The following is a 17,551-nucleotide window of genomic DNA, read 5'->3' as shown; positions in this document are numbered from 1 at the left end:
CTGGCCCGTCCTAAGTCAATTTGGACTCGATCGTTTCCCAGATCTTCTCGGCCACGTTGATGCCGTCGAACCGTTCCAGTTCCTGAATGCCGGTGGGCGATGTGACGTTGATTTCGGTCAGGTAATCGCCGATCACATCGATCCCGACAAACACCTGCCCCTTTTCGCGCAACAGCGGGCCAATCGCGGCACAAATCTCGCGGTCGCGCGCGCTGAGCGCGATTTTCTCGGGGCGTCCACCCACATGCATGTTCGACCGCGTCTCGCCAACCGCGGGCACGCGGTTGATCGCGCCAACGGGGTCGCCATTGACCAGGATCACACGCTTGTCGCCATTGCTGACGTCGGGCAGGAATTTCTGCACGATCAGGGGTTCACGCGAAAAGCCGGTGAACAGTTCATGCAGGGCTGTCAGGTTGCGGTCGTCCCGGTCCAGCCGGAACACGCCCGCGCCACCATTGCCATAAAGCGGTTTCAGGATGATATCGCCATGCTTGTCTTTGAACGCCTTGATCGTCTCAAGGTCGCGGGCGACTGTCGTTGGCGGCGTCAGGTCGGGAAAATCCAGCACCAGCAGCTTTTCCGGATAGTTCCGCACCCAGAACGGATCGTTCACCACCAATGTTTCGGGCGCCAGTCGATCCAGCAGATGGGTCGATGTGATGTAATGCATGTCAAAAGGCGGGTCCTGCCGCAGCCACACGACATCCATGTCCTTCAGGTCGACTTCGCGCTCGGGTCCCAGGATCGCGGGCTCATCGGCGACCCGCTGCACCGTCATGTCATGGCCGCGCGCCGTGATGCGCCCCTCCTGAAAGGCCAGTTGGTCAGGACCGTAGTAAAACAGTTCATGACCCCGGGCCTGCGCCTCCTCGGCCAGCCGGAATGTGCTGTCGGCGTTAATGTTCACGTCCCGGATCGGGTCCATCTGAAAGGCGATTTTCATGGCGTATCCCCTATTGCTCTGGCCAGATACATGGCCCAGCCGCGCCGGGGGTTCAATGGCGATTAGCCAAAGCCAAAAGCATTCTCGATGATTTCAAACGCCCCGGTCCGGTTTACAAGCGCCACATCGAACCGCGATTGAGTCATCTGGCCGTCCGGCTGAGTTGCAAGAAATTCCGAGGCCGAGGCATAGATACGCCGCATCTGTTGCTGGCCCAAACGTTCGGCGGCCCGGGCAAAATTACCGGACTGTTTGACCTCGACGAAAACAACACCGTCAGCCCCGGTCACGATAAGGTCGATTTCACCACCCGCCCCGCGCCACCGTGTCGCGGCAACCTGAAATCCGCGATCTTGATAGACCCTGGCGATCCGCTGTTCGGCCGACAGGCCCGCATGATAGGAAACCTGACCACGAAGCTGTTTGGTATTCATCTCATCCTTTGCCCAGTTTCAGCGCCATCTGATAGGCTTGGCGCTTTGGGACGGCGAACATCTTGGACACCAGTTCCGCCGCATCCTTGACCGAATGGCTTTTCATGGCCTCGGTCAGGGCTTGTTCTATATCGGAGTCACTAACAGTTTCTGAACGGGCGCGATCCACCACCAGAACGATCTCGCCTTTTGGGGTGGTGCCCGCAAGCGATGCAGCCAGATCCCCCAGCGGCGCGCGGCGCACCTCTTCGAACTTTTTGGTCAGTTCCCGGCACATCGCGGCGGGCCGTTCGGCCCCCAGAACCTCGACCATGTCCGCAAGGCTGGCCGCCACCCTCTTGGGCGATTCGTAAAACACCAGCGTTCCGGGCACGTCGCGCAACTGTTCCAGCCGCGTCCGCCGCGCCGCCGTTGCGTTTGGCAAGAACCCGCCAAAGAAAAACGCATCCGTCGGCAGTCCCGCCAGCGTCAGTGCGGTTAACACCGCCGACGGCCCTGGCGCCGCCGTCACGCTGTACCCGGCCTCGGCCGCGGCCTTGCTCAGCTCATAACCCGGATCGGCAATCAGCGGCATCCCCGCCTCCGACGCATAAGCCACCGATTGCCCCTGTTCCAACGCCGCAATCAGCCGTGCCTGCGCGCCCGCACCGCTGTGATCGTGATATGCCATCACCCGTCGGTCGCCCAACGGAACGCCATGAATATCCATCAACCGGCGCAAACTGCGCGTGTCTTCGGCGGCCAGCATGTCGGCCGAGGCCAGCACATCCAGCGCACGCAACGTGATGTCGCGCGCGGTGCCTATCGGCGTTGCAACGAAATACAACCCGGGAGCCAATCTGATCTTTTGGAAATTCAACTCTGGACCCGCCTTCATTGACGTTTATTATCCCGGACCGACAAGAACGCGGCGTCAAATCGCCGGATCAGGGAGTTTCCGTACCATGTTTGCTGTTTTTCGCCGTGCCCGCAAGGCAACCCTCACGTCCCTGGCCTTGGGGGCCACGATGTTACTTGCGTCCTGTGACGCCGTTGCCGTGGGCACGGGCGCCGGCCCCACCATAGATACAACAGCCCCTGTACCGGTTGCCCTTCTGATTCCCCAGGGATCGGGCCAACAGGGGGATGCGCTTCTTGCCAAAAGCCTCGAAAACGCCGCACGTCTGGCGATCGCCGATTTGCAGGGTGTGAAAGTTGACCTGCGGGTCTATGACACCGCGGGTTCAGCGGCTACCGCCGCCAGTCAGGCGGTCAAGGCAGTCAATGATGGCGCCCAGATCATCCTTGGCCCCGTTTATGCGGAATCCGCAAACGCCGTCGGGTTGGCCGTGGCCCCGAAAAAGGTCAACGTTCTGGCCTTTTCGAACAACGCCAGCATCGCGGGCGGCAACGTGTTCATCCTGGGCCCGACTTTTGACAATACCGCGACCCGGCTGGCCAGCTATGCCGCGCGCCAGGGCAAAAAGAACATCCTCGTCGTTCACAGCAATGACGTTGCCGGACAGGCAGGGCGCGATGCCGTTCAGACGGCCGCCGGGCGCACTGGCGCCAGGGTCGCCGGTGCCGTCGGTTACGATCTTTCGCAGCAAAGCGTGGTCGCCACCATTCCGCGCATCAAGGAGACGATTGGCTCGACCGGGGCCGATGCGATCTTTCTGACCGCGAACACCGCGGGTGCGCTGCCGCTTCTGACACAGCTTTTGCCCGAGGCTGGCGTCAGCAACACCACCACCCAGTTCATCGGTCTTACACGGTGGGATATTCCCGCCCAGACCCTTGAACTGCCGGGCGTTCAGGGCGGCTGGTTCGCCCTGCCGGATCCGTCCAGAAGCGGACAGTTCCGCCAGCGCTATCTTGCGACCTACGGGGCGCAGCCGCACCCAATCGGCGGGCTGGCCTATGACGGCATTGCGGCAATCGGCGCCCTTGTCGGCGCGGGCAAATCCAATGCACTTACCGGGGCGGCCCTGACGCAAGGCGCCGGTTTCCAGGGCGTCGGTGGTATCTTCCGTCTGCGTTCAGACGGCACAAACCAGCGGGGGCTGGCCGTGGCCACAATTCAAAACAGACAGGTGGTTGTAATTGACCCTGCCCCAGCAAGTTTCTCAGGCGCCGGCTTCTGAAGCCACGCAAACGGACCGGATTTCCATAGCGGCATCCGGTCCACTGATCTGCGACCCAATCGACATTTTTGACGCTGACAGGATCGGCGATCAAATCGACGCGCTCGCCAAGGATGTGAGTGACCCCGCGAAACTGCGGGCCGATATCGTGCGCCTTTTGCGCGAGGCCAACACTGCAGGCCGCGCGGCCATTGCACAGGCCTTTGCCGAGGCGCCCTTTGCCGCGCGCCCGTTGACGCGGTCCTATACCTACCTGACCGACGGGCTGGTGACGACGGCGCTCTATGTGTCGAGCCGAATGCTGCATCCGGTTGCCAACCCGACCTCGGGCGAACATATCGCCGTGATCGCCGTTGGCGGCTATGGGCGGGGCGAAATGGCGCCGTTTTCGGATGTCGATCTTTTGTTCCTGACGCCCTACAAAATCACCGCCTGGGCCGAAAGCGTCATTGAATCGATGCTGTACATGCTGTGGGATCTCAAGCTGAAGGTTGGTCATTCCAGCCGGACCATCCGCGATTGCATCCGGCTGGGAGGTGAAGATTTCACCATCCGCACCGCCTTGTTGGAGCATCGGTTCCTTGCCGGCCACGTCCCTTTGGCACAGGAACTGGCCGAGAAACTGGAAAGCGACCTGTTTTCCGGCACTGGCCGCGATTTTATCGAGGCCAAGCTGGAAGAACGTGAAAAGCGCCACGAGAAACAGGGCCAGCGCTATATGGTCGAGCCCAACGTGAAAGAGGGCAAAGGCGGGTTGCGCGATCTTCAGTCGCTGTTCTGGATTGCCAAATACATTCACGGCGTGAAAGACGCGGCCGAACTGGTGCCGCTGGGCGTATTCCGCCCAGAGGAGTTCGACCGATTCGTCAAGGCGGAGGATTTTCTGTGGGCCGTGCGCGCGCACATGCACCTGATCACGGGCCGGCCGACTGAACAGCTCACCTTCGATCTGCAGGTCGATGTCGCCGAGCGCATGGGATACGAGGACAAGGCCGGCAGACGCGGCGTTGAAATCTTCATGCAGGCCTATTTCAGACACGCAACCGCCGTGGGCGATCTGACCCGCATCTTCCTGACCAAGCTTGAAGCGATCCACCTCAAATCCGAACCCCTGCTGGAACGCATTTTCCGCCGCAAACCGCGTGTGAAACCGGGGTATGAGGTCATCAACAATCGCCTTGCCGTGATCGATCCCGACGCCTTTTTACAGGACAAGCTGAATCTGCTGCGCATTTTTGAGGAAGGATTGCGCACCGGGATGCTGATCCACCCGGATGCCATGCGTCTGGTCACCGCAAACCTGCACCTGATTGACGACGACATGCGCAACGACCGCGAGGCGCGGCAAATCTTTCTCGGCCTGCTTTTGAAACACGGCAACCCGGAACGCGCGCTGCGCCGCATGAACGAACTGGGCGTGCTTGCGGCCTTCCTGCCGGAATTCGAACCGATCGTGGCGATGATGCAGTTCAACATGTACCACAGCTATACCGTGGACGAACATATCATCCAGTGCATCGCGAACCTCGCGCAGATCGAAAAGGGTGAGTTGATCGAAGAACTGCCGGTTGCCTCGAACATTCTGGAGCGTGGCGTCAACCGCAAGGTTCTCTATGTGGCGCTCCTACTGCATGACATCGGTAAGGGCCGTCCGGAGGACCATTCGATCCTGGGCGCCCAGATCGCGCGAAAGGTCGCGCCGCGCCTTGGCCTGAACAAGACCGACAGCGAAACGGTCGAATGGCTGGTGCGCTATCACCTGCTGATGTCCGATATGGCCCAGAAACGCGATATCGCCGATCCGCGCACGGTGCGCGATTTTGCCAAGGCGGTGCAAACGGTCAAACGGCTGGACCTGCTGACGGTGTTGACGGTCTGTGACATTCGCGGCGTTGGTCCGCACGTCTGGAACAACTGGAAGGCCGCGCTGATCCGTGCGCTGTATCGCCAGACCAAACGCGCGATGGAAACCGGCATGGAGGATCTGAACCGCGAAAACCGGGGCGCCGAGGCGAAAAAGGAACTGCGCAAGGCGCTGCCGGACTGGACCAAAGCCGCGCTTAAACTGGAAACGGGGCGGCACTACCCACCCTATTGGCAGGGTCTGCATGTCACCGCCCATGTCGATTTCGCCGAGATGCTCCGCGATTTGGAGGAATCCGACGATCCCGGCAAGATCATGATCCGGCTACACCCGGACGAAGACCGCGATGCAACGCGCGCCTGTTTCGTCATGGCCGACCATCCCGGCATCTTTTCCCGGCTGGCGGGGGCGCTGGCCCTTGTCGGGGCCAACATCGTCGATGCGCGATCCTACACGACCAAAGACGGCTATGTGACCGATGCGTTCTGGATTCAGGATTCCGATGGCTCCCCTTACGAGGCCGACCGTCTGCCGCGCCTGACCCAGATGATCGAAAAAATACTCAAAGGTCAGGTCATCACGCGCGACGCATTGAAATCGCGTGACAAGATCAAGAAACGGGAAAAGGCGTTCAACGTGCCGACCCACATCACCTTTGATAACGAAGGGTCCGAGATTTACACGATCATCGAGGTCGACACACGCGACCGGCCTGGCCTTCTTTACGATCTGGCCCGCACCCTTGCGGCGGCCAACGTCTATATCGCCAATGCGGTCATCGCCACCTACGGCGAACAGGTGGTCGATACCTTCTACGTCAAGGATATGTTCGGGCTGAAATACCATTCGGAATCCAAACGACGCGGGCTTGAGGCCAAGTTGCGCAAGGCCATCGCCGAAGGGGCGGAACGCGCGGACAAATAGATCTGTGCCCTGAATGGGCAAATCCGGTTCGACGCTCGGTGATGCTGTTGCGATCTGCGGATCAGCCGCCCTTTTTCTTGGTCTTCTTGAACTGGCGGATGGTTTTGCCCAATGTTTTGTCTTTTGATTTCCGCTCCGCAAGGCTTGCGGTGTTGACCTGCTCTTCCGCGACCAGTTTCTGCCATCTCTCGAACCGGGCGCGATCGACTGTCCCATCCTCGACAGCGGCCAGAACCGCGCACCCCGGTTCGCTCATGTGCCTGCAATCGCGAAACCGGCAATTCTGGCTCAGCGCGTGAAGTTCGGAAAACACGTCCTCCAGACCCGAGCCCATGTCCGTCAGTTGAAGCTCTCTCATGCCGGGCGTGTCCAGGACCGCGCAGCCATTGGGCAGGAAATACAACTGCCGGCGCGTCGTGGTGTGGCGTCCCTTGGCGTCGTCCTCACGAATGGCTTGCGTTTCGATCGATTCCGTTTCCGATAGGGCGTTGACCAGCGTGGATTTTCCAACGCCGGATGACCCGAGAAAGGCAACGGTTTTCCCCGGCTTGATCCATTGCACCAGTTTTGATTTCGGCTCTTCGCTGCGGGCATTCAAAACGACGACCGGCACCAGATCCGATATGGTTCTGGCCTCTTGCGCAAAGGTTTCCGGCGCATCACTCAGATCGGGTTTGGTCAGCAGGATCACCGGGTCTACGCCGGCATCAAAAACCAGGGCGACATACCGCTCCAGCCGCGCAATATTGAAATCCTGATTGCACGAGGTCACGATAAAGGCCGTATCGATATTGGCGGCAATCAACTGAATCTGACGATCATGCCCCGGTGCGCGCCGTTTGATCAGGCTTTTGCGCTCCAGAACCCGGCTTTGGGTCGGCAGGTCCAAGTTCACCATAAGCCAGTCGCCCACTGTTGCCTCGGGCCCCGGTGGAACCATCATGTCAATGCCCTCGCCCAGAACCTGAAACCCGTTGCGGTGCACTTCGGTCACGCGCGCAGGGGGCGTGACGGACATTTCATCGACATCAGTCTGCTGCGCGAAAAAGGCCTGCCACCCCAGCATTTCAAGCGTGGTGAGTTTGCGATCCGCATCTGATTTCATGCCACTTTGGGGCGTCATGTTTGAATTGTCGCGTACCATTCGGTCAGGCTTTCATGTTCCAGCCACGGCTGTTGCCGGGGGATTGGCGTCGATGATTTGAGAGATCGCAAACCCGACCCACTGCAAGCCAGCGTCGCCCAGCATGCGGCACAAGTTCAAATTTGCATCGGAAGGGCCATTTGCCTTCCCACCTTATCGGAACATGAAATCTTCATTACGATACCACCAGTTAGACAGCTTGTCGGCTTTACTCAAGGTTTTCCCGGTTTGCGCGACTTGAAATAACGACTCCATCACCGCTCACTTCCCCCCTGCCGCGGAAACGGTTACTCCTGACGCAGGCAAGAAGCATAAGGGCAATCAAATGCCAAACCGCACCCGACAGGCGCACGCATGAAACCGATCCGTCTGATGTCAGGTTTTCTGACCGTCGGGGTGTGGACCCTGCTCAGCCGCGTTTTGGGGTTCGTGCGCGACGCGATGATCCTGGCCTATCTGGGGACCGGTCCCCTGTACGAGGCCTATGTCGTGGCCTTTCGTCTGCCCAACATGTTTCGCCGCTTTTTCGCCGAGGGCGCGTTCAACATGGCGTTCGTTCCCATGTTCTCAAAAAAGCTGGAAGCGGATCAGGACGCCAAAGGCTTTGCCGAGGATGCACTGGCCGGGCTGACGACGGTCCTGATCGCGCTGACCCTGGTTGCACAGCTGGTCATGCCATGGATGATCTTTGCACTGGCAAGTGGGTTTTCCGGGCAGGAGCAGTTTGATCTGTCGGTCGAATTCGGGCGCATCGCGTTTCCCTATATCCTGTTCATTTCCCTGGCGGCCCTGATGTCGGGCATTCTGAACGCCACGGGCCGCTTTGCCGCCGCCGCAGCGGCACCGGTTCTGCTGAACGTGCTGCTGGTCGGGGTCATGGCCACGGCGGCCATGGTGGGCGGCGATGTTGCGCGGGCCCTGATCTGGACCATTCCGGTGGCCGGGGCCGCACAGCTGTTGCTGGTCTGGGTCGCCGCAGCGCGGGCCGGGTTTTCCCTGCGCCTGAAACGCCCCACCCTGTCACCCGAACTGGGGCGCCTTGTCCGCATCGCCATCCCCGCGGCGCTCGCTGGCGGCGTGGTGCAGGTCAACCTGCTGGTCGGTCAGCAGGTGGCCAGTTATTTCGATAAGGCTGTCGGCTGGCTATATGCCGCCGACCGGCTTTATCAACTGCCCTTGGGCGTGGTGGGCATCGCTATCGGAATCGTTCTTTTGCCCGACCTCTCGCGCCGTCTGGCGGCGGATGACAGCGACGGCGGGCGTGACGCGCTCAGCCGCGCGGGCGAGATTTCTCTGGCCCTGACCATCCCCTCGGCCGCCGCACTGATGGTGATCCCCGTGCCGTTGGTTTCGGTCCTGTTCGAGCGAGGAGCCACCACCGCCGCCGACAGTGCCGCCATCGCCATTGCCGTGGCCATTTATGGTGCGGGCCTGCCGGCCTTTGTGATGCAGAAAATCCTGCAACCGCTTTACTTTGCCCGCGAAAACACCCGGTCGCCGTTCAATTATGCCCTTGTGGCAATGGTGTTCAACGCGGTTGTCGCCATCGGCCTTGCGCCCTCGCTCGGTTGGCTGGCGCCCGCAGTTGCGACCACGCTGGCGGGCTGGGTCATGGTGGCGCAACTGACGCTAGGGGCGCGGCCCATGGGTGATGTCGCCCGGTTTGATACTCGGTTCCACACCCGTATCTGGCGCATCTGCCTTGCTTCGGCGATCATGGGTGCGGCCCTGTGGGGCGCGGCACACCTGTTGTCGGATCTTCTGCAAACAGCCGGCTGGCGCTATCTTGCACTGGCGGCATTGGTTGCACTGGGCATGGTCGTCTATTTCGCAACGGGCCACCTGATCGGGGCCTTCCGACTGTCCGAATTCCGTCGAGCCATCAGGCGCTGAACGATGAGTGATACACCGATCCCCCTCCGATGCGGCGCCGGCACCGTTCTGTTCCGCCCGGACCAAGAGTGCCCCGGCTTTGTGCGTGTCACCTCGGGCACGATCCGCGTAACCCTGACCGGGGCCAACGGACGTGAAATGGTTCTTTACCGCGTGCGGCCCGGGGATGTCTGCCTGCAAACCTTTTCCTGCCTGACCGATGGCGGCCAGTACAGCGCCGAAGGCATTGCCGAAACGGACGTGACCGGAGAAATCCTGCCCAACGCGCTGTTTCAAACCAGAATGTCCGACGACGCCGCCTTTCGCTCCGAGGTGCTGCGCGCGGTGGCCCGCCGGTTCTCGGATTACGAACAACTGGTCGAGGACGTTGCCCTGACCGGGTTTGATACGCGACTGGCCCGTGCCCTTGTGCGCCTCGCCGGCGCAGGCGATGAGGTCGCCGCGACCCATGACAGCCTTGCCGCCGAAACCGCCTCGGGGCGCGCATTCGTCAGTCGCAGGCTGGCTGAATTTGCGCGTCAGGGGCTGGTCGAACCGATGCGCGGGCGCCTGCGCTTACTGGACCGGGCCGCATTGGAACGGATTGCCGCACAGGAACGGTGACACTGTCACCGACCTGCGCACCAAAATAGTGTATGATCAGGCCATTCAGGATCAAAACCGAAAGGAATATCCCATGACCCGCAACGAAGGCACCATCGACCGCGTGCTTCGCGTCATTCTTGGCCTTGTGCTATTGTCGCTTGTCTTTATCGGCCCTCAGACCCCGTGGGGCTGGGTTGGACTTGTCCCGCTGGTGACCGGTTTGATCGGCTTTTGCCCGCTCTATCGCATCCTCGGGCTCAGCACCTGCCCGCTCAAGAACTGAGTTTGATCACTCCTTGCGGATGTGGCTGAGGAAACTGGCCCATCCGCCCGGGGCGATCAGGAACGACAGACCAAACCCGATGGAAAAGCCGGCGAGATCGGCGATCCAATCGCTTTGCAGGCCGAAGATCAGGCCGAACAACAGTTGAAAGGCCATCAGAATGCCGATCAGCGAAAAGGCCAGCGCCTGATTGGCGCCGACCACCGACAAGTTGCGCCACAACAGATAGGTAAAGGTCCCGATCAAGCCATAGATTGGCGGAAAGGCCCCGATCAGAACCGCGTTTTCACCGCTGAACAGCGTAAACACCAGCGCCCCGCCGACGGACGAAGCGAAAAACACCACCAGCATCGCCACCGCGCCGAACACCTCGGCGACCATCTTGCCCATCGCCAGAAGCATCACACCGGCGAACAGGGTCTGGGTAAAGGACCCGTGGATGAACGGATAGCTGACAAAGCGGATCAGATGCGCCATCGGCCAGCGGCCGGTTTCCCACATCCAGATCGCGATTTCGCCGGAAAAGGCGTATTTCTGCAACGCCTCGAGCCGCCAGCCAATCGCAGCCGGACCACCGGCGAGGCCCCGGGCCCCGGCCTGAAACACCAGTTCGATCCCGATCAGCACCAGAAACAGCGCCACCACGACAGGTGGCAGCGGGTTGACCGCGGAGACATTGTTCTGACTGCTCATTTGCCCGGCTTCCTTTTCGGCTTCTTGACGGCGCTTGGCCCCATGGGTAAGCGAGGCGGGCGAATTTTGCCAGCCGGGAGTTGACCCAGATGACCCAATCCACCTTCACGCCACGGGTGTTTTCCGGGATCCAGCCCTCGGGTGGTCTGACGCTGGGCAATTATCTGGGCGCGATCAAACGGTTTGTGGGCATGCAGGGTGATGCGTTCGAAACCGTCTATTGCATGGTTGACCTGCATGCGATCACCGTCTGGCAGGACCCTGCGGACCTGACCCGCAACACGCGCGAATTGTGCGCCGGTTTCATCGCATCTGGGATCGACCCGACCAAATCCATCCTGATCAACCAAAGCCAGGTGCCCGAGCACGCGCAGCTTGCGTGGATCTTCAACTGCGTGGCACGGATGGGCTGGATGGGTCGCATGACCCAATGGAAAGACAAGGCCGGCAAGAATGCCGAGGCGGCCTCCCTGGGGTTGTTTGCATACCCTGCGCTGATGGCGGCCGATATCCTGATCTATCACGCGACGCATGTGCCCGTGGGCGAGGATCAGAAACAACATCTGGAACTGACCCGCGACATCGCGGCCAAGTTCAACCATGACTATGGCGTTGATTTCTTTCCGATCACCGAACCGGTAATCGAAGGTGCCGCGACGCGGGTGATGTCCCTGCGCGACGGCACCAAGAAGATGAGCAAATCCGATCCGTCCGATGCCAGCCGCATCAACATGACCGATGATGCCGATGCCATCGCCAAGAAGATCCGCAAGGCCAAGACCGACCCTGATGCCCTCCCTTCCGAGGCCAAGGGGCTGGAAGACCGCCCCGACGCGCGCAACCTCATCAACATTTATGCGGGCCTGTCCGACCAGACGGTCGATCAGGTGCTGGCCGAGGTGGGCGGTCTTCAGTTCGGGGCGTTCAAACCGATGCTGGCCGATCTGGCGGTGGCCAAACTGTCGCCGATCTCGACCGAAATGGCACGATTGATGAACGACCCGGCCGAAATCGACCGGATTTTGTCGGCCGGGTCCCAGCGCGCCCGCGAGATCACCGCACCGATCCTGCGCAAGACCTATGACATTGTCGGGATGGTCGCCCCGGTCTGACGCCACCGGCAACCCGGTCAAATCGGCTGGGCATCGCCCTCGCTCCTGTCGAGCCGGATGACCCAGACTGCGCTGAGCAGTCCAAGGATCGTCGTGGCCAGCATCATCGCTGTCAGAGAATATTGCCGGGCCAAACGGGCGGCACAGAAATTGCCCCCGAAAACCTTCCGGGGCTTGCCATAAGGTTCGGTCCAAACCGGTATTGGTTTGCTTGCCGGAGCCACACCTTGATACCGCTGAACATCGCGATACGCTCTCGCTCAGAAAGCACGAACGGAAAAATCGCCGCTCTCCCCTTCAACGGACGCGCGCTGCGACGCGTGCCTTTCATGGCACTTCGTGCGACTTGGGGCTTTGCCCCAAACCCCAGAGTTTTCCTGGCAAGATGAAGAATGACGTGCCCACCCTATGGACCCCGGTGGCGATCCCGTCCTAGGGTCGCCCCGGCAACAGGGAGGCAACGATGGCAACCGGCAGCAATATCCGAACCTATTTCGAAGGTCAGTGGCATGATGGCGACGTTCCGATCATGCGGGCTGCCGACCATGGCGCATGGTTGGGGTCGGGTGTCTTTGACGGCGCGCGCCGCTTTGACGGGCTGGCCCCGGACCTTGAGGCGCATTGCGCGCGGGTGAACCGGTCGGCCGAGGCGCTGATGCTGAAACCGACGGTCCCGGTCGGGGATATGGTCGAAATTGTGCGCGAGGGGCTGAAAGCGCACGCCCCTAATGCCGCCGTGTACATCCGCCCGATGTACTGGGGCATTGATGGGGATGTCACCGCGATTGTGCCGCAACCGGATGAAACCGGGTTCGCCATCTGTCTTGAGGAAATCCCGATGGCGCCGGAAACCGCGTCGGCCACGCTGACGCGCACGCGGTTTCGCCGTCCGGTGATGGAGGACGCGGTGGTCAATGCCAAGGCGGGCTGCCTTTATCCCAACAATGCCCGCATGCTGGTCGAGGCGCGATCGAAAGGGTTTTCCAACGCATTGGTTGCCGATGCCATGGGCAACGTGGCGGAAACCGCCACCGCCAACATCTTTATGGTGCGCGATGGTGAGGTGTTCACCCCGATCTCCAACGGGACATTTCTGGCCGGGATCACCCGCGCACGTCATCTGAACAACATGCGCGCCGACGGAATGACGGTGCATGAATGTGTTTTGTCCTTTTCTGATTTCGAGGACGCGGACGAAGTGTTCATGTCCGGGAACATGAACAAGGTGACGCCGGTCAGCGCATTCGATGACCGACAGTATCAGATTGGCCCCGTGACCCGCCAGGTACGTGAAATGTACTGGGACTGGGCCGCATCCAACGGGTGAGCGCGGCCTCTATTGCGCGAGACATGTCCTTGCGCCATGATCGCCCCTGCAAAAGGGGGACCGCACATGCGCAAGTTTCTGGTCGTGCTGGATGACAGCCGCGAATGTCTGAACGCGATGCGCTTTGCCGCCATGCGCGCCGCCAAGACCAATGGCGCCGTGGAAATCCTGTCGGTCATCCCGCCAGACGAATTCAACCACTGGATCGGTGTGGGCGAAGTGATGCGTGACGAGGCGCGCGAACGCATTCACGCTCATTTCGAGGTCTTCGCCAAATGGATGCGGGACAAGCAGGGGATCGACCCCCAACTTGTTATCCGGGAGGGCGATCCTGTTCCCGAGATCATCGCCCAGATCAAGGAAGACCAGGAAATCGGCGTTCTGGTTCTGGGTGCGGGCACGGACAAGAAAGGCCCCGGTCCGCTGGTGACACAGCTGAGCCGCTCGGCCGGATCGCTGCCCATCCCCATAACGATTGTTCCCGGAGATCTGAGCAAGGAAAAGCTGGAAGCGATCACCTGATTAAGATCCCCAAGTCTTGTAAGAGGTACCATGCGTTACATTCTGGCTCTGATCCTGACCGTCCTGTCCAGCGCAAGCGCCATGGCCGAACCGTTTCTGGACCGACCTGCGCCGCTGGAACAATTGCGCCCTGTCGAAGTCAGGTTCCTGCAGGCGCTGCTTGCCGGAAACGGGCGTTACACCGGGCTGATTGACGGGGCGTGGGGCCGGCGCAGCCTGCGCGCCTTGAACGAAACAGTTCAACAGGACCTGGGCCATGACACCGTTACGGTCCGCGATCTGGCCACCCTTGCACGGCCGTTTCAGAAATCATTGACCGAAGGGCGCTGGCAGGTCTTTCACGACCCGAACACCGATATGTCCTACCTGTTGCCGTTGGCGCTGGTCATCCGCCAGCCCGGCCAGGAGCGAGTCACCTTCCTGGAGCGCAGGGGCGAATTGCTGGTGCGCACGCGAAGGGATGATGCGGCCACCACGGAAACTCTCCACAAATGGGTGATCGACAATGCGTTGACCCCCGCGACAGCGCCGATTGTGCGCACCGTAGATCGGCGCATCACCGCGGCCGTGCTAAGCGACAAGAGGAACACGGTCTATCTCCGCTCGCACCGGCGAGGGCAGGATTTTGTCACGACGCGGGTGCGGTGGCACCCCAAGCAGGCACAGGCCGCGCGGATCATCCTCGCCAGCATTTCGCTTGGCAAACAGCCGGGGCTGGTTCTGCCCGAGGGCGGCCTGATCCAGCGCGCCATTCTGGCGCTTGCAGCGGAAACCGCGCCTGCGGCCCAGCCGACACCGGTTGTTTCCAAAAAGGATAGCGGTGCCTTTGCCGGAACCGCGTTTTACATCAACAACACCGATCTTTTGACCGCAACAGCCGTTCTGCGCATGTGCCGGGGGCTGAAGCTGGGTGACGGAACAGCGCTGACGCCGCTTGAAAACACCCGCGCGATGGGGGCGGTCGTGGTGACATCGCCCGCGCGGTCGCGCGACTGGCTGCCTTTGGCGGTGCAGTCCGAACCGCAACCGCAAAGCCGTGTTTTCGCACTGGGCTATCCTTTGTACCAGCGCGGGTTCACCGCGCTGGTCAGTTCCCACGGTCAGGTTGATGGTCAGAACCGGTATCTTGGCGCCGGTCAGCGCCGCGGTCTGGCGATGCCGTTCAGACCCGGCAATCTGGGCGCGCCGGTTCTGGATGCCAGCAACAGGATCATCGCCGTCATGGTTGGCCGCCCCGCCAACGCGTCACGTGCCCTGCCCGATCAGCTGTCGCTGGCCGCACCGACCCATGCAATTGCGGACATGCTGTATCGCGAGGATGTCTTCTTTGATCAGCGTGACAGTACCGATCACGATGGGTCCGCAAATGAGGTCAGGAACAGCCTGGAACGCGCGGTTGTACCGGTCTTCTGCCGCTGAGATATCGCCAATTTGGAATGGTTCCAAACCTTGACTTGTCGGCACCGCACCAGCATATCAAGGGGGCATATACGGAGACGCGTCATGTTCATCCAAACTGAATCCACACCCAACCCGGCAACGCTGAAGTTTTTGCCCGGCCAGAGCGTACTTGAGGTCGGCACAGCCGATTTTCCCACGGCCGATGCCGCGGACAAATCGCCCTTGGCGCGCCGTATCTTTGCGGTCGAGGGTGTACAGGGAGTATTTTTCGGCAATGACTTTGTCACCGTGACCAAGGCCGACGCCGTCGATTGGGATCACATCAAGCCCGCCATTCTTGGCGCTGTGATGGAACATTTCCAGTCGGGGCAACCGGTGATCGACGATGGCCATGCGACCGCCTCGGGCCATGCCGAGCATAGCGGCGAAAACGCCGAGATCGTCGGCCAGATCAAGGAACTTCTGGACAGCCGGGTGCGTCCTGCGGTGGCCCAGGACGGTGGCGACATCACCTTTCACGGGTTCGATCGCGGCGTGGTCTATCTGCACATGCAAGGGGCCTGTGCAGGGTGCCCGTCCTCGACGCTGACCCTGAAAATGGGCATCGAAAACCTGCTGCGCCACTACATTCCCGAAGTGACCGAGGTGCGCCCGGTTGCCGTCTGACGACCGGTCAAACGTGCAAGATACTCCGGACCCATCCCCGATCACCGGTCGGTGTTATTGCGGTGCGACGCGCCTGTCCGCGCTGTCGCGTCCCCAGACGGTATCCTATTGCCACTGCTCTGATTGCCGCCGCATCACCGGCGCCCCGGTCGCGGCCTTTGCCGCCTTTGCGACCGACGATGTGACGATCACCCCCGAACCGGCGCAGGTGTCCTGCGCCGATGGGGTCGCGCGCCGGTTCTGCGGCACCTGCGGGTCGCCTCTGGCCGCGTGGTTCGACTATCTGCCGGGCCAGGTTTATGTCCCGGTCGGCATTCTGGATCAGGCGAACGATCTGGTACCAAAACTGCACAGCCACGCCGGGTCACGCCTGCCCTGGTTGCACATCGAGGACGATCTTGAGCAAAATCCCGGCAGCGCCCGCGACGCTCAAAAAGCCGCGCAACGCGGATCTGACAGAGCCCAATGACCGACAATGCCCACGATACCCCGCTGGTGCTGGGTTTTGACACGTCTGGTACCCATTGTGCGGCGGCTTTGGTATCGGGTGACACGGTACTGGCCAGCCGATCCGAGGAAATGGGACGCGGCCAGGCGGAACGCCTGATGCCCCTAATCGAGGAACTGCTTGCCGAAACCGGCCACACATGGCGCGATCTGTCGGCCATCGGGGTGGGCACCGGGCCGGGCAACTTTACCGGCATCCGCATTTCCGTGTCCGCCGCGCGTGGCCTTGCGCTTGGGTTGGACATTCCCGCCTATGGTATCGACGGTTTCGAGGCGCGCGCGCAAGCGCTGCAGGCGCCAGGGCTGATCACCATCCCCGCCCCGCGCGATCAGCTTTATGTCGCCCTTCCCGATGATGCCCTGGCCATCATGGACCGAGACGCGGCACAACAGGTGGCCGACTCGCATGGGCTGACCATCGCGCCACAGCCTGCCCCGGACCACCTGGCCTGCGCCATTGCGCAACTGGCCGCCGCACACTGGCCCGATACCGCGCCGCCCCCGGCGCCGATGTATTTGCGCCCCGCCGACGCGGCCCCGTCCCGCGATGAACCGCCGGTCCTTCTGGATTGATGTCGCACGCCGAAATGGCCGCCTTGCACGGCGCGGCCTTTGACCAGTCACGCCCATGGTCGGCCGATGAATTCGCTGCCCTTCTGGCCCGCCCCGCCACCTTTGCCCAGGGCGATACACGCGCTTTTGCCCTTGTGCGTGTCATTGCGGATGAGGCGGAACTGCTGACCATCGCGACCCATCCTGACCATCGCCGCCGGGGTCTGGCCCGCGCCCTTGTTCAGGCTTTGCAGGCCACCGCAGCCGAAAAAGGCGCATCGCGCCTTTTTCTGGAGGTGGCGGCGGACAACCCCGCAGCCATCGCGCTCTATCAGGCCTGCGGGTTTGGCATATGCGGCCAGAGACGCGGCTATTACGCCCGCGAAACAGGCCCTGCCGCCGACGCCTTGGTCATGGCATTGGACCTGACCCAACGGTAAGCAGGCAGATCCCGGCCTCTGCGCACAAAAAGCGGTTGACCGCTTGCGCCGCCTGCGTCCTAAATTGACGCATAGAAGCAACGACCTTCGCTTTCGGGCCGCCAGGCAACCGCCGCGCGGCCCCAAAACATGAAA

18 protein-coding genes are annotated in these 17,551 nt (G+C 61.4%); 13 read left to right on the top strand and 5 right to left on the bottom strand.

All coding sequences use genetic code 11. The features are described from left to right. Positions 1–10 precede the first annotated feature (10 nt). The 3 genes from gshB to rsmI form a co-directional block, all read right to left on the bottom strand. Positions 11–946: a glutathione synthase gene (gshB, locus tag ACXYMO_RS09645; protein WP_458878486.1), complete on the bottom strand. Its 936-nt coding sequence runs from the start codon at positions 944–946 to the stop codon at positions 11–13. Between the two features lie 62 nt (positions 947–1,008). After that, the gene (locus ACXYMO_RS09640) at positions 1,009–1,380 is read right to left on the bottom strand and encodes a YraN family protein (RefSeq protein WP_458878485.1); all 372 of its coding nucleotides are present in this window, start codon (positions 1,378–1,380) and stop codon (positions 1,009–1,011) included. Position 1,381: 1 nt separating this feature from the next. Further along, positions 1,382–2,239, bottom strand: coding sequence for a 16S rRNA (cytidine(1402)-2'-O)-methyltransferase (gene rsmI, locus ACXYMO_RS09635; protein WP_458879071.1), 858 nt, complete (start codon positions 2,237–2,239; stop codon positions 1,382–1,384). An 85-nt stretch (positions 2,240–2,324) separates the two neighbouring features. Here rsmI and ACXYMO_RS09630 point away from each other — a divergent pair, with 85 nt between their 5' ends. Next, entirely contained in the window at positions 2,325–3,503 is a 1,179-nt protein-coding gene (locus tag ACXYMO_RS09630; RefSeq protein ID WP_458878484.1) for a penicillin-binding protein activator, read from the top strand. Continuing rightward, entirely contained in the window at positions 3,463–6,291 is a 2,829-nt protein-coding gene (locus ACXYMO_RS09625; RefSeq protein WP_458878483.1) for a [protein-PII] uridylyltransferase, read from the top strand. Before ACXYMO_RS09630 ends, ACXYMO_RS09625 begins: the two co-directional genes overlap by 41 nt. Before the next feature lie 61 nt (positions 6,292–6,352). Here ACXYMO_RS09625 and rsgA read toward each other — a convergent pair whose 3' ends face one another. Next, positions 6,353–7,414 carry a ribosome small subunit-dependent GTPase A gene (gene rsgA / locus ACXYMO_RS09620; RefSeq protein WP_458878482.1) on the bottom strand — a complete coding sequence of 354 codons (1,062 nt, stop codon included), beginning with the start codon at positions 7,412–7,414 and terminating at the stop codon, positions 6,353–6,355. Between the two features lie 375 nt (positions 7,415–7,789). Between rsgA and murJ the strand changes: the two genes are divergently transcribed. The 3 genes from murJ (at position 7,790) to ACXYMO_RS09605 (ending at position 10,196) form a co-directional block, all read left to right on the top strand. Next, a complete protein-coding gene (gene murJ / locus ACXYMO_RS09615; protein ID WP_458878481.1) occupies positions 7,790–9,328 on the top strand; it encodes a murein biosynthesis integral membrane protein MurJ in 1,539 nt (512 codons plus the stop codon). Between the two features lie 3 nt (positions 9,329–9,331). Then, on the top strand, positions 9,332–9,931 hold the full coding sequence (locus ACXYMO_RS09610; RefSeq protein WP_458878480.1) for a Crp/Fnr family transcriptional regulator: 600 nt from the start codon (positions 9,332–9,334) through the stop codon (positions 9,929–9,931). A gap of 73 nt (positions 9,932–10,004) precedes the next feature. Next, positions 10,005–10,196 (top strand): YgaP family membrane protein, encoded by a 192-nt coding sequence (locus tag ACXYMO_RS09605; RefSeq protein WP_458878479.1) that lies wholly within the window; start codon positions 10,005–10,007, stop codon positions 10,194–10,196. Positions 10,197–10,202: 6 nt separating this feature from the next. Here the strand turns inward: ACXYMO_RS09605 and ACXYMO_RS09600 are convergent, their stop codons facing one another. Continuing rightward, positions 10,203–10,889, bottom strand: coding sequence for a rhomboid family intramembrane serine protease (locus ACXYMO_RS09600; protein ID WP_458878478.1), 687 nt, complete (start codon positions 10,887–10,889; stop codon positions 10,203–10,205). Between the two features lie 89 nt (positions 10,890–10,978). On the opposite strand from ACXYMO_RS09600, the gene trpS reads away from it, so the two are divergent. From trpS to ACXYMO_RS09560, 8 genes are all read left to right on the top strand, one after another. Next, on the top strand, positions 10,979–12,001 hold the full coding sequence (gene trpS, locus ACXYMO_RS09595) for a tryptophan--tRNA ligase (protein ID WP_458878477.1): 1,023 nt from the start codon (positions 10,979–10,981) through the stop codon (positions 11,999–12,001). A gap of 463 nt (positions 12,002–12,464) precedes the next feature. After that, positions 12,465–13,328, top strand: a complete 864-nt coding sequence (locus tag ACXYMO_RS09590; RefSeq protein WP_458878476.1) for a branched-chain amino acid aminotransferase — start codon at positions 12,465–12,467, stop codon at positions 13,326–13,328. A gap of 66 nt (positions 13,329–13,394) precedes the next feature. Continuing rightward, a complete protein-coding gene (locus ACXYMO_RS09585) occupies positions 13,395–13,850 on the top strand; it encodes a universal stress protein (RefSeq protein ID WP_458878475.1) in 456 nt (151 codons plus the stop codon). A 30-nt stretch (positions 13,851–13,880) separates the two neighbouring features. Next, complete coding sequence (locus ACXYMO_RS09580) at positions 13,881–15,269, top strand: S1 family peptidase (RefSeq protein ID WP_458878474.1); 1,389 nt, start codon at positions 13,881–13,883, stop codon at positions 15,267–15,269. A gap of 84 nt (positions 15,270–15,353) precedes the next feature. Beyond that, positions 15,354–15,917: a NifU family protein gene (locus ACXYMO_RS09575; RefSeq protein ID WP_458878473.1), complete on the top strand. Its 564-nt coding sequence runs from the start codon at positions 15,354–15,356 to the stop codon at positions 15,915–15,917. A 13-nt stretch (positions 15,918–15,930) separates the two neighbouring features. Continuing rightward, on the top strand, positions 15,931–16,386 hold the full coding sequence (locus ACXYMO_RS09570) for a GFA family protein (protein ID WP_458878472.1): 456 nt from the start codon (positions 15,931–15,933) through the stop codon (positions 16,384–16,386). Next, on the top strand, positions 16,383–16,997 hold the full coding sequence (gene tsaB / locus ACXYMO_RS09565) for a tRNA (adenosine(37)-N6)-threonylcarbamoyltransferase complex dimerization subunit type 1 TsaB (RefSeq protein ID WP_458878471.1): 615 nt from the start codon (positions 16,383–16,385) through the stop codon (positions 16,995–16,997). The genes ACXYMO_RS09570 and tsaB overlap by 4 nt, the downstream gene beginning before the upstream one ends. Further along, on the top strand, positions 16,997–17,416 hold the full coding sequence (locus ACXYMO_RS09560; RefSeq protein WP_458878470.1) for a GNAT family N-acetyltransferase: 420 nt from the start codon (positions 16,997–16,999) through the stop codon (positions 17,414–17,416). The genes tsaB and ACXYMO_RS09560 overlap by 1 nt, the downstream gene beginning before the upstream one ends. Positions 17,417–17,551: the final 135 nt, after the last annotated feature.

The organism is Arenibacterium sp. CAU 1754, from assembly GCF_054482635.1.
Note: the sequence above shows the minus strand (reverse complement) of the source record. Positions and strands in the feature narration are given on the sequence as shown.